This window comes from Nocardia arthritidis (assembly GCF_011801145.1).
In the GTDB taxonomy this organism is placed as follows: domain Bacteria; phylum Actinomycetota; class Actinomycetes; order Mycobacteriales; family Mycobacteriaceae; genus Nocardia; species Nocardia arthritidis_A.
This window is the reverse complement of the sequence record NZ_CP046172.1, coordinates 5,195,902-5,208,125: the sequence shown is the minus strand read 5'-3', so window position 1 is coordinate 5,208,125 and position 12,224 is coordinate 5,195,902. Positions and strand designations below refer to the sequence as shown.

The 12,224-nt window shown below is 69.2% G+C and carries 8 protein-coding genes and 2 pseudogenes; 2 read left to right on the top strand and 8 right to left on the bottom strand.

Annotated features, from left to right (window positions below; translation table 11 throughout):
- Positions 1-169 precede the first annotated feature (169 nt).
- Both F5544_RS23460 and F5544_RS23455 read left to right on the top strand, forming a co-directional pair.
- The gene (locus F5544_RS23460; protein WP_167475188.1) at positions 170-724 is read left to right on the top strand and encodes a flavodoxin domain-containing protein; all 555 of its coding nucleotides are present in this window, start codon (positions 170-172) and stop codon (positions 722-724) included.
- A gap of 15 nt (positions 725-739) precedes the next feature.
- Complete coding sequence (locus tag F5544_RS23455) at positions 740-928, top strand: hypothetical protein (protein WP_167475187.1); 189 nt, start codon at positions 740-742, stop codon at positions 926-928.
- Positions 929-1,076: 148 nt separating this feature from the next.
- Here F5544_RS23455 and ppsA read toward each other — a convergent pair.
- From ppsA to F5544_RS23415, 8 genes and pseudogenes are all read right to left on the bottom strand, one after another.
- Positions 1,077-3,367, bottom strand: a pseudogene (ppsA, locus tag F5544_RS23450) (phosphoenolpyruvate synthase).
- Between the two features lie 114 nt (positions 3,368-3,481).
- Entirely contained in the window at positions 3,482-4,063 is a 582-nt protein-coding gene (locus F5544_RS23445; RefSeq protein ID WP_167475186.1) for an Rv1733c family protein, read from the bottom strand.
- A 192-nt stretch (positions 4,064-4,255) separates the two neighbouring features.
- Positions 4,256-5,227, bottom strand: coding sequence for an Acg family FMN-binding oxidoreductase (locus F5544_RS23440; protein WP_167475185.1), 972 nt, complete (start codon positions 5,225-5,227; stop codon positions 4,256-4,258).
- Between the two features lie 39 nt (positions 5,228-5,266).
- Positions 5,267-5,437 (bottom strand): annotated as a pseudogene (locus F5544_RS23435) (SDR family oxidoreductase); the annotation flags it as partial.
- 155 nt (positions 5,438-5,592) lie between these two features.
- Complete coding sequence (locus F5544_RS23430; RefSeq protein WP_238846603.1) at positions 5,593-8,790, bottom strand: HAD-IA family hydrolase; 3,198 nt, start codon at positions 8,788-8,790, stop codon at positions 5,593-5,595.
- 14 nt (positions 8,791-8,804) lie between these two features.
- A complete protein-coding gene (locus tag F5544_RS23425) occupies positions 8,805-9,470 on the bottom strand; it encodes an SRPBCC family protein (RefSeq protein WP_167475184.1) in 666 nt (221 codons plus the stop codon).
- Positions 9,471-9,547: 77 nt separating this feature from the next.
- Positions 9,548-10,261: a dienelactone hydrolase family protein gene (locus F5544_RS23420; RefSeq protein ID WP_167475183.1), complete on the bottom strand. Its 714-nt coding sequence runs from the start codon at positions 10,259-10,261 to the stop codon at positions 9,548-9,550.
- Positions 10,262-10,421: 160 nt separating this feature from the next.
- Positions 10,422-12,221, bottom strand: coding sequence for an MFS transporter (locus tag F5544_RS23415; RefSeq protein WP_167475182.1), 1,800 nt, complete (start codon positions 12,219-12,221; stop codon positions 10,422-10,424).
- Positions 12,222-12,224: the final 3 nt, after the last annotated feature.

The window sequence follows — 12,224 nt, the reverse complement described above, 5'->3', positions numbered from 1 at the left end:
AGGATGGTCCGCCGGCGCGGTGCGGCGACAGGTCCGAAGGGCATCGGCCGAATAGTCATCGGTCCCTCGCCGAGCGTCGCTCGGAGCCGCGCTCGGACGGGCCGTTGGTCCTCCGGGCCCGGGTCCGATGGCTCTGCATGGCGCGGATCCCGCGTCGCAGGCTGATGGTATGGACTCGAACAGGACGCGCATCGCGGTCATCTACGCGACCGCACAGGGCTCGACCCGCGATATCGCGGAATTCATCGCCGCCGACTTCGCCGCCCGCGGCGCCGAGGTCGAGCTGCACGATGTGGCACACGCACCGGCACTGTCCCGCTTCGACGCCGTGGTGCTCGGCAGCGCCGTACACAATATGGACCTGCTGCCCGCCGCCGTCGCTTACGTGCGCGACCACCGGGCCGAGCTGACCCCGGCGCGGGTGTGGCTGTTCAGCGTCGGGCTCGGCCCGGCGCTGCGCGGCCCGATCGGCCGCCGCCTCGGCCGCACGGTGCCGAAGAAGATCGCGGCGCTGCGTGATTCGATCGCACCCGTTGAATACGCGGCTTTCGCGGGCCATTACGAGCGGGCCGGTGTCTCACTGAAGGCGCGCACGCTCTTCCGCCTGCTCGGCGGCACCCGCTACGGCGACCTGCGCGACTGGGCCGCGATCAGCGCCTGGTCCGCTGGAATCGCCCGTGCACTGAGCCTGCCGCAGCCGCAGGCGACGACGGTTCACCCGTAGGTCGGTTCACCGTGTATGGGGGCGCGGCAGTTCCGCGCGCTCGCGTTCGGCGAGGGTGAATTCCAGTGTGGCGAGGGCGGATCGGAGGTCGGGGATGCGGCGGTGCCGGAGGGCCTGGGCGCGGATGCGGGCGGCGGTGAGTTCGGACTGGACGGCGGTCGTGCCGATGAGTGCCCAGCGCGGCGACGGTGGGCGCCGCGGTGAACGCGGTCAGGTCCGCAGCGGTGACGGCGGCCGAGCCGAACCGCCTGCCGCGCAGCGGGTTCGGTTCGTGAGTATTCGGGATTCGAGCAGCCGGTGCCGCGCCAGCAGCCGCCGGTGTGCGCGGGCGGTGACCTGTGCGACATGTGGATTACCGAGCGCGCGGGCGGTCGAGGGCCGCGTCGAGCAGCACGCGGCGTTCTGCGGCGGCCACCACCGTGCGTACCTGCTCGATCGCGTCGGGGTTGACCGAGATCGAGGTGATGCCCATTCGCACCAGATGTTCGGCGAAATCGGGCCGGGTGGAAGGGGCTTGGCCGCACAGCGACGATGTGATGCCGTGCGCGCGAGCGGTGCGCACGATTTGTTCGATGGCGGCGAGGACCGCGGGATCGGCCTCGTCGAAAACGTCGGCGCACAACTGGGAATCGCGATCGACGCCGAGCATGAGCTGGGTCAGGTCGTTGCTGCCGATCGAAACGCCGTCGATGCCGAGGCCGACGTACTCGGGTAGCCAGTGCACCACCGAGGGCACCTCCGCCATTACCCAGCGGTGCAGGCCGCGTGCCTTGCCGAGCGGGCTGGCGTCGACCAGTTCCAGGCACGCCTCCAGCTCCCAGCGGGTGCGCACGAACGGAATCATCAAGTGCACGTTGGGCGTCCGTTCCCGGACCCGGGCCAGCGCCGCCAGCTCCAGCCGGAACATCTCCGGCTCGCGCACGTAGCGGAAGCAGCCGCGGTACCCGATCATCGGGTTGTCCTCGACCGGTTCGTGGCTCGCGCCGCCGGTGAGCGCGCGGAATTCGTTGCTGCGCAGGTCGGTTGCCCGATAGATCACCGGACGGGGTGTGAAAGCGGCGGCGATCTTGCTGAGCGAGTCGGCCATCCGGTCGACGAAGGTCCGCTGTTCGCCGCGGCTGATCAGCTCGTGCGGGTGATAGCCGCCGAGCGCACGGGTGAGCAGGAATTCGGCCCGCAGCAGCCCGACGCCGTCGACCGGCTGTGCCGCAACGTGTTCCGCGAGGTCCGGCATGGCGAGGTTGACGTAGATCTTGGTGGCGGTGGTGGGTGCGAGCGCGGACGCGACCGGCGCGGGTTCGCTCACGTGCACCGGTTGCGCCAGCGCGCCCTCGAGGATCCGGCCGCTGCCGCCGTCCACGGTGACGACCTGTCCGCTGTGCAGATCCGTTGTCGCGGTGCGGGTCCCGACGACGCAGGGTACGCCGAGCTCACGTGCGACGATCGCCGCGTGACAGGTGACGCCGCCGCTGTCGGTGACCAGCGCGACTGCCCGGCGGATGGTGGGCACCCAGTCGGGTGTGGTGCGTTCGGCGACGAGGATTTCCCCGTCCCGCAAGAGATGTCCCTCTTCCGGGCCCGCCAGCACCCGGACCGTTCCGGTGGCGGTACCCGGCGATGCGGGCAGTCCGGACGCCAGGACGGCTCCGGTGTGTAGCGGCGCCCCGGGCGCGGTGGCCGCGGCCGGGCCGAGCGTGGTGATCGGCCGGGCCTGGACCAGCCAGATCTGCCCGCCGTCGATCGCCCATTCGACGTCCTGCGGTCTGCCGTAATGCTTTTCGGCCGCGATGGCGAGCCGGGCGATGCCGCGGACGTCGCCGTCGCTGAGCACCCGCTCGTTCAGGTCGGTGAGCTCGACTGTCTTGTCACCGCCGCCCGCGGTGTCGCGGACGATCTCGAAGCGCTGATTTCCGGTGTGCGCCAGCAGAATCCGCAGATCATCCTTGGCGACCACGTAATGATCGGGTTCGACCGCCCCGGAGACAACCACCTCGCCCTGTCCGCGCGCACCCTCGATGACCACCCGATCCGTATCGCCGGTGGCCGGATCCGCGGTGAAGGCGACGCCGCTGCGACGCACGTCCACCATCACCTGCACGACGACGGCCATGGCCGGTGCGCCGTCGAATTTCCGTTCGGCGCGATAGGTTTCGGCGCGCGGGCTGAACAGTGAGGCCAGCAGGCGCGCACCGCCTCCACCACCTCGTCGGCCCCGCGCACATTCGTCGCGGTGACATTCATGCCCGCAAACGACGCCGACGCGCTGTCCTCACCGGTGGCCGATGACCGCACCGCGACGACGGCGGGCTCGTCCTCGGTGCCGAGCGCCGCGTAGGCGCGCCGGATCTGCTTTGCCAAATCCTTTGGCATACCGGCATTTCCGACCAGCTCCCGAAGCCGCTCGCAGCGGTGGGTGAGTTCGGCGTCGGAGCCGACGGCGGCCAGCGCGGCCTTGTGTTCGGCGGCCAAATCCTCGGCGACACCGCCACGCCGCATGGCGTCCAGGTAACCGGACCGCAGTACGACGAAGGCGGCGGGCACCGGCAGTCGCGCCGCCGTCAGCTCGCCGAGGTTGGCGCCCTTACCGCCGGCCTCGACCTCATCGGTCAATCGGATGTCCGCGATGTCACGTACGAATTCCATGATCCGACTGTGCCGGTTCACACGCACGGGTACGAGAGGCCAACGCCGACCATCCGACGGCCGAAAGTCCTTCGTATGAAATCGTTTCGGCTCTGGGGCGCATCGCGGTTGTCATTACTGCTTGTCCTCCTTCAGCGGGCGATTCACCTGACGCCATTCGCGGTCCCATCGGGCGTGGCGGCGGCGGTCGGCGACCCAGTGGATGCCGAGGTCGGCGCCGACGGCGATGATCAGCGCGGACATGAGAATGGCTGCGGCGGCGCCTATTCCGGCGACCGCGGCGTCGCTGGGCCTGCGCGGGTCGGCGACCGGTTTGCCGTCGGAGCCGAGCCACACCGTGACCCGGTCGCCGCGGGTCGCGGTGGCCACCGTCGGCACCGGCGCGGTGACGGTGCCGCCGGCGCTGGTCCAGTCGGCGGACGCGGTGTAACCGTGGGTGGCCTTGTCGAATTCGGGGTCGGCCAGCAGCGTCGCGGCGACGGCGGTCTTGCCCTGGTTCTCGGTATGGATCCGGGCCGCGGTGGCGGTATATGTCGTGGTGCCGACCGCGCCCGCGATCGGAACGGCGAGCAGACAGCCGATCAGCAGCGCGCACCGCACGAGCGATTCGAGCCGATCGGTCATCCGCATCAGCGGATTCGGACTCCAGGGCAGGATCCGCCAAGTGCGCAGCGCGAGCGACGGATACGCGGACATGTTGGCCACCTCTTTCCGGCGGTGTCGATCCCTTCTCGGATATGAGCATCCCGCCGGGGGCGGCCCGCTCAGCAGGGAAGAAAGTCCCCGGCTCGCCGAGTCGTCGGACCCCGATTCCGCACGGCCCCCGCCACCTGCGGGCCTTCTACCCGCGCGATGGTGGCGATCGGCCCTGCCGCCGAGGCCTGAACTTCAGAGCGGCCGTACGACGTCGGCGAGCGGCCGCCGCGGCGTCGGCGGAACCTTCGCGGCACTCGTTGCCGCCCAGCCGATCCGGATGATCATCTGCGGAAAACCGCTGTCGGACAGCACATCCGAGCGCACCAGGTCGCGGGTGCCCGGCAATTCGAACGGCTCGGTGAGCGGACAGGTCGCCAAACCGAACGAGGTCGCGGTGAGCAGTGCGGCGCTGGCCGCCTCACCAGCGCGCAGCCGGGATATCCGGTCGTCCGAAGCGGTGTGCACGAGCAGAAGATCGCCGCGGTCGTTCAGGTCGTGCAGCACGGCCTCGCCGAGGATCGGTCCGTGGAACTGTCTGGTGAGCGGATCGTCGGCGAGGACGGCGTTGCGCGATGGCACACCCTCCAGCGCCGCGTGCCGTCCGCTCCACGCGGCGAGCTCGGCCTGGTAGCCGCGGCTGTCGCGATGCTGTGCGGCGGCCGTTTCGAAGGCACGGACCAGGCGGGTGCGGTGCTGTCCACCCGGAATCTCGGATACCAGCGCGCCCTCGGCGTCACCCGCCGCGCGGATCGCATCGATATGCGATTGCGGCACCTCCCACGAGGTGGTGCGGCGCCGATCGGTGCGCCGGTGATTGATCGCCCTCGTCAGCTCGACGACATCGGCGGTCGGGGTGGCCGCGCTGAATTCGATCGATGCGAGATGTTGTGGCTCAGCGGGATTCGGCAGCCGGTGCACCACCGTATGCCAGCCGAACGAGCGCATGGCCACCCGGAAGTGGTGCAGCGCCGCGCCGCAGCTGAGCAGCAGATCGCGGCCGTCCGGATCGGTGAGCGCCAGCCGCCTGGTCTCGTCGGCGTACAGGTGGACGGTGGTATCCCCGACCCGCCACTGCCACGGCTGGGTATTGTGCACCGAGGGCGCGCGCACGGCCAATGCCAGTGCGGCACGGATGGTTTCGTGATCGGGATGCCTGCTGAGCATTATTCGTTCCTTATCGTCGATGTCGGTCGTGTTCGCCGATCAGCTCGGCAGCGGCAGGGTTCGGCCCGCGGTAGCGCCGCCGTCGAGTACGAATTCCGATCCGGTGGAGAAGGTCGCCTCGGTGATCAGGAAGCGGACCATCGCGGCCACCTCATCCGGTTCGCCGAAACGGGCCAAAGGCTGTGCGGCGGCAGTGGATTCGCTGAGACCGCGCCGATTCCGCGCGCGCCGCCGGTGACGATCGCACTTCTGCCGCTGAATGTCTGCACGATGACCTCCGTCGATCGGTTTCCTCCAGCCTCGCGCGGATCGCCGCCGCCGGAGACGGGCGAAGGTCACCGGTCCGGAGGCCGTGCGTCCTCGGGCTATTCGGCGGGCAGCGGGTAGCCGCCGTCCGGCGGGCGCAGGTCGAATTCCCGCACCTGCCCGGCGCCGAGCGTGGCCTTGGCGCCCGCGACATCGATTTCGATATCCGCCACCGAGGCGCCGTGCCTGCTGGTGAGCCGCAACCGGTGGTGATCGAGCGCGATATCGATGCGCTGGCCGCGATAGTGCAGGCCGAACCGCACGCCGGTCAGCTCGCGGGGCAGGCGCGGATCGAAGGTGAGCCGATCGCCGTGGCAGCGCAGCCCGGCGAAGGACCGGATGACGATATCGATGGTGCCCGCCATCGCGCCGAGGTGGATGCCGTGCGCCGTGGTGCCGCCCTGGGTGTCGTCCAGATCGGCGACGAGCGCCTGCTGGAACACCGACCAGGCCGCGTCGGGCCGCATCCGGGCCAGCACCGAGGCGTGCACCACCTCGCTCAGCGTCGAACCGTCCGCGCAGCGCGCCAGGTAGTAGTCGAGGGTGCGGTCGAGGGTCGCGCGGTCGCCGGGATAGCCGAGCCGGTCGAGCACGGCCAGCAGCTTTCCCGGGCCGAGCAGGTAGATGAGCATGAGCACATCGGCCTGCTTGCACAGCTTGTAGCGGTTGGTGCTGTCGCCCTCGGCCTCCAGGATCAGATCCAGCCTGCCGATATTGCCGTAGCGCTGCCGGTAAGCGGGCCAATCGAATTCGGCGAGATCGGCATAGCCGTCGAACTGGCTGATGACGCCGTCGTGGAACGGCACGGTCATTCTGGCGCTGAGCCCCTGCCATGCCGCGTACTCCCGTTGGTCATCGATTCCCAGTCTGGCGCACAGGGTTTCGCGACCATGCCCGTTCAGTAGGTCCAGGGTTTCCACCGCCTTGCCGCAGACCCATGCGGTGAGCACATTGGTGTAGGCGTTGTCGCGCACACCGCTGCCCGGTGTGTCCGGATAGCCGTCGTGGTATTCGTCTGGACCCATCACGCCCGCGATGTGATACCGGTCCTCGATCGGGTCGTAGCTCGCCAGCGCGGTGAAAAACCGTGCCACCTCGACGATCAAGTCGGCGCCGTGTTCGGCGAGCCAGTCCAGGTCGCCGGTGCATTCGTAGAACTGCCAGGCGTTGTAGGCGACGGCGAGCCCGACATGCCGTTGCCGGGCGGAGTTGTCGGCGATCCAGCGCCCCGAGCGCGGATTGAACAGTCGGGCCGGGGTTTCCTCCCTGCCGTCGCTGCCGCTCTGCCACGGGAACAGCGCGCCCGCCGAACCCGCTGCGGCGGCGGCGAATCGGGCCGCGGGCAGCCGCCGGGACCGATAGCGCAGCACCGCCTTGGCCACCTCCGGCAGATACAGTGTGAGCACCGGCAGCACGAACAGCTCGTCCCAGAACACGTGCCCGCGATAGCCTTCGCCGTGCAGGCCCCGCGCGGGCACACCGGCGTCGAGGTCGGCGGTGTGCCGGGTGATCGTCTGCGCCAGGTGGAACAGGTGCAGGTCGAACACCAGCCGGGTCCTGGTGTCGGCGCCGTCGAGTTCGATCCCGAACTGGTCCCACAGCTGCCGCCACGCGGCGCGGTGCTCGGGCAGCAGCGCTTCGAAATCCCGTGGTGCACGCGCTAATTCGGCGGAGGCCCCGAGCGCGGGGGAGGCGATGGCGGTGTCGCGCGATGTGACGATGGCGACGATCTTGTCGACGACCACCGGGTATCCATCCCGCAACCGTATCGGGAAGCGGTGGAAATACTGTGCGACGCCGATGGTTTCGAGCCGCGGCAGTATTTCGGGCTGCCCGCGCACCCTGGTGCGGGCGGCGAGCGCGATCCGGATCCGGCTGCTGCTCGTCTCCGCCTGGACCAGCAGCGTCGCCGGATCGACCGCCTCGCCGGTGATCCTGGTCAGGTGGCAATGCGAAAATGCCTGATATTCGGGAACATTGGCGTTCGTCACCCCGCCGTCGACGCCGGAGCGTATCTCCACCCGACCGCTCCACCCGTGCGCCTGCAGCGTCGTCTCCAAGGCGGCGAGGTGTGGCCGGGCCATCGAAACCAGGCGGCGCTGGGTCAGCCGCAGGGCGCGGCCGAGCGGTTCGACCAACACCGCGGACCTGGTGAGCACGCCGGTGCGCAGATCGAGGTCGCGGCGCTCGTCGCGCACCGTGAGCAGCCCTTCGGACAACCAGCCATTGCCGAAGCGCACGTCGAACGGCAACCAGTCCGGTGCGTTCACCATGTGCTCGTCCTCGATGACCCGGCCGCCGGCGGAACCGGTGCACCGGTTGTATACACCCGCCAGGTAGGTTCCTGGGTAATGCGCGTCGTCGCAACGGAATTCGGGCGCCGCGCCGCGCGTGCCGAGGTAGCCGTTGCACAGCGCGGTGAGCGCCTCGCGCTGGCCCTCGTGCGCCGGATCGTAGCCGCCGTAGCCGAGCACCCACGGATCGGTCAGCAGCACACCGAGATCCAATTCGCTGACGTCGTGCACGACGATATCGGCGCCCGCGGCGGTCAGCACGTCGGGATGGTGCACCCGGTCGACGCCGACCACCAGCCCGAAGCCGCCGTTCGCGCCCGCGCGCACCCCAGACGGCGCGTCCTCGATCACCACCGTGCGCCCCGGCGGCACGCCGAGCCGGTGCGCCGCCTCCAGATACACTGCGGGATCGGGTTTTCCGCGCAGTCCGAGCTCTTCCGCGACGGTGCCGTCGACGACGGTGTCGAAGTCGTCGCTCAGACCCGCGGAGCGCAGGATGGCGCGGGCGTTCTTGCTCGCCGTCACCAGTGCGGTGCGCACCCGGCCCCGCCGCAGCCTGCGCACCAGGTCCACCGTGCCGGGAAAGGCGTGAACCGGTTGCCGGGCAAGCATTTCCAGGAAGATCGTGTTCTTGCGATTGGCCAGTCCGGCCACGGTCAGCGCGTCGTCCGGGTCGTCGGCGGCGCCCGGCGGCAGGGTGATGCCCCTGGACTCGAGAAAGGCGGTCACCCCGTCGATCCTCGCCTTGCCGTCGATCAGCCTACTGTAGTCGTCGCCGCCGAAAGGGCGTGGTGGCGTTGGGGTTTCGATCCGCGGCAAGATGCCGTCGAACAACTGCTTCCACGCCGCCGCGTGGATGGTCGCCGTATCGGTGACCACGCCGTCCATATCGAAAAGTACGGCGTCGTAAGGCGGTCGGGTGCCGCGCAGATCGATGGCCGCGGGTCGCGCGGAGTCGTACACGTCGGATCCCGAATTCAGCTCTGCGCCGCGGCGGCCGGTTGTGTGGCCCGCACGGTCGGCCGCGCTCGTTCGGCCCGTTCTTTGAGCCCCAGCAACATCTTTCGTTCCATGATCAGGCTGCCCGGCTCCATGATCAGCCGGTAGAACAGGCGGGATGCGACGTTCGCGCCGGGCAGCGCGATGCGATTGCGGCTCACCAGCCGGGTGCCGCGCTCAATCGGACAGAGGTTGAACGCCCACACCCAATTCCCGTCCGTCGAGGCGAAAACGAGGATATGCGGCGGTTCGACGATGGCGGCCCGCATTTTCGGACCCTGCTCGCCGAGCGCGAGAACGTCGCCCTCGCGCAGGTCCTGGAACTGCGGCAGGATCTCGTCCGCACTGTGCATATCCAGCCCGAGCAGGTTCTCGACCCAGTCGTAGGTGTACGCGCCGCCGCGCCCTGGGCCCATCTGCACCAGCCACGGCCAGATCCGCGCCGGCTCGGCATCGATCTCGATCGCCCTGGTGGTCACGATGTCGGGCCTGCCGAGCAGTTCGTCGCCCGGCATGGTCCGCGCCGCCTCGTCGGCGCTCGCACCCCAGGTCAGACACTTCTTGCGCAGCAGAACCTGATATCCGAGCGCCAGTCCCGCGAAGTAGGTCGCCACACCGACCCCGAATGCCGTTGTTGTCCGCATATCTGGAACGGTCCGCCGAACGGCCACTCGAATCGAGAGCAATTCGGCCGCTGCGCCGCAGACTTTGGTCGCCGCGATCATCGCGTCGCTGATATCGCCGACGCGTCGTACGGTTGCGCCACCGGTGTCAGATGCTCGGCGAACCAGACCGCCGCCAGATACGCGGCCGACCTCGACATCCGGAATTCGTTCGGCCCGCTGCCGAGACCCGTCAGTTCGGTGACGCGGTGCACGCAGCAGAGCGATTTCGCCGCACGCCGATTGAGTTCGCGCACCCGCGGGTCCTGCCCGCCGACCAGGAACAGCGTCGGGGCAAGTATGTCGGCCAACCGGTCACCGGCCAGATCGGGCCGCCCGCCGCGCACCACGGCGGCGCCGATATCGCCGCCGAGTTCGGCTGCCGCCCAGAGTGTTACGGGCGCGTCGGTGCCGACGCCGAAGAGTCCCACGGGAAGTCTGCGGCAGCCGGGCAGCGCCCACAGCAAGCGGCGCACCGCGGCGAGCCTGCCGCCGAGCAGGTCGATATCGAATATCGTCGTGAGATCGGTTGTCTCGGTGGGGGTTAGCAGGTCGATCGTCACCGTCGTCAGGCCGTGCCCGGCGAAAATATCGCCGACGAACCTGTTGCGCGGGCTGCGCCGGTCGCTGCCGCTGCCGTGCGCGAATACGACGACGCCGGTCGGCTGCTCGGGAATCCGCAGCAGCCCGGCCAATTCGGCTTCTCCGGCCGTAAGGATCAGCTCTTCCCCGCGCAACAACAGTGGCGCGGAAGCAATTTCGGTGGTTGTCATGCCGGACCTCGATACTGGAGTGGAGTTCGGTAACCGCGGTGGGACGGCCGGGACCGGTATACCGCCCGGCATGTTCACTGTCCGCCGGCGTGCCCACGGCCAGGAGGGCACATCGCCACCATCGACGGAGGCCGATGGTCCCCTGACGGTGTGACTACTCCTACCGCCGCTTCTCCAACCCCCTATTCGATCGCCTCCTCGACCTGTGGGCCCTGCGTCGAAGTCCCATCCTGCGCCTGACTTCGACACGGGGCCTGGTCGCGGATCTCGGCAACCCTCGGCCGGAACGTCCCGGGTCGGCGACGAGATGGCGATCCGCCGGCGAGCGCGTGGAATCTCCAGCGGCGGTGGCGAATTCACGGTCGCGGTCCATAACGGCGTGCTCCCCGATATCGTCGGTGCGCTCCGGCCGCCATGGCAGCAGGACCGCGACCGTGATCGCGGAGAGGAGCAGAACGACGACGGTGACGGCGGCGGACAGATGCGCCCCGGTCATCGCCGCGACCTTCATCGCCCGGACCAGGTCGTCGCGGGGGCCCGCCAGAAAGGGGCCGACTCGCGCGGTGGCGATATCCACCACGCTGATCGGGCTGTGCCTGGCGAGATCCTTCTGCTGCGCGGTCATGAGCGCGGACGGCACGGCATCGATGCGCGCGCCGACCCGGGCGGTGTAGACGGAGGCCATCACCGAGCCGAGGACCGCCACTCCGAGCGCACCGCCGGTCTCCCGGGTGGTGTCGTTCACCGCCGACCCCGCTCCGGCTTGTTCGACCGGCACCGAGGCCATGATCGAATCCGTGGCAGGCGCCTGCACCACGGCGAAGCCGATCCCGAGCAGCACCATCGTGACGAGCACCGGCCCCAAATACGGTGTGTCGACCGTGATCAGCATGATCATCCCCATGGCGGCGGCCATCAGCACCAGTCCGGTCACGACCACCGCCGTCGCGCCGACGCGCTGGGCGAGCAGGGTCGCGGTCGGTGCGGCGACGCAGACCGCGGCCGCGAACGGCAAAGAGTGCACGCCGAATTCGAATGCGGACAATTCCTTGACGCCCTGGAAGTACTGCGTGAACAGGAACAGGAATCCCAACCCGGAGAAGAAGGAAACGGTGATCGCGAAGGCGGGCACCGCGAAACGCGGATTCCGGAACAACCGCACATCCAACACCGGCGCGGCCACTCGCAGCTCCCAGGCCACGAACAGCACGAGCAATACGACCGATATCGCGTAGCCCGCCAGGCTCGCCGTCGACAACCAGCCCCGCCGCGGCGCGGCGATGATCGTGTACACCAGCGATGTCACCCCGATCAGCGACAGCGCCAATCCGACGATATCGAGGCGGCCGCCGTGATCGGCTCGGGACTCCGGCGTCAGCAGCACGATCGCGACGATGGTGACCAGCGCGATGGGGATGTTGATCCAGAACACCGCGTGCCAGGAGAACACGCCGAGCAGCCAACCGCCGACGGTCGGCCCGAGCGCGATGGCGATACCTGCCATCGCGGACCATGCGGCGATGGCCTGGGCGCGCTCGCGGGCATCGGTGAAGATATTGGTGATCATCGCCAAGGTCGACGGATACACCGCGGCCGCGAAGACCCCCATGCCCGCGCGGGCCGCGATCACCTGCCCGAGCCCCGTGGACAGTGCGCCGACGGCCGACATGACCGCGACTCCGGACAAGCCGATCAGCATCATCCGGCGTCGCCCGTACCGATCACCCAGATGACCCATCGCCAGGAGCAGCCCGGCGAACGCCAAGGTGAACGCGTCGACGATCCATTGCAGGCCGCTCATGTAGGCGTGCAGCCGCATCGCCATCGTCGGCAGCGCCACATTGACCAGCGTATTGTCAAGGACGACAAGTAATTCCGCGAGACACAGCGCCACCAGCGCCGCGATCCGCGCGCGTCGCGATAACGCCGCGGGCCGTTCAGGTTTCGCCAGTACCGCCATGGG

Excerpts from the sequence above, each read along its gene's own strand:
- F5544_RS23460 (WP_167475188.1), top strand. The coding sequence starts at position 170 with ATGGACTCGAACAGGACGCGCATCGCGGTCATCTACGCGACCGCACAG.
- F5544_RS23445 (WP_167475186.1), bottom strand. The coding sequence starts at position 4,063 with ATGTCCGCGTATCCGTCGCTCGCGCTGCGCACTTGGCGGATCCTGCCC.
- F5544_RS23425 (WP_167475184.1), bottom strand. The coding sequence starts at position 9,470 with ATGCGGACAACAACGGCATTCGGGGTCGGTGTGGCGACCTACTTCGCG.
- F5544_RS23440 (WP_167475185.1), bottom strand. The coding sequence starts at position 5,227 with ATGCTCAGCAGGCATCCCGATCACGAAACCATCCGTGCCGCACTGGCA.
- F5544_RS23455 (WP_167475187.1), top strand. The coding sequence starts at position 740 with ATGGGGGCGCGGCAGTTCCGCGCGCTCGCGTTCGGCGAGGGTGAATTC.
- F5544_RS23420 (WP_167475183.1), bottom strand. The coding sequence starts at position 10,261 with ATGACAACCACCGAAATTGCTTCCGCGCCACTGTTGTTGCGCGGGGAA.
- F5544_RS23415 (WP_167475182.1), bottom strand. The coding sequence starts at position 12,221 with ATGGCGGTACTGGCGAAACCTGAACGGCCCGCGGCGTTATCGCGACGC.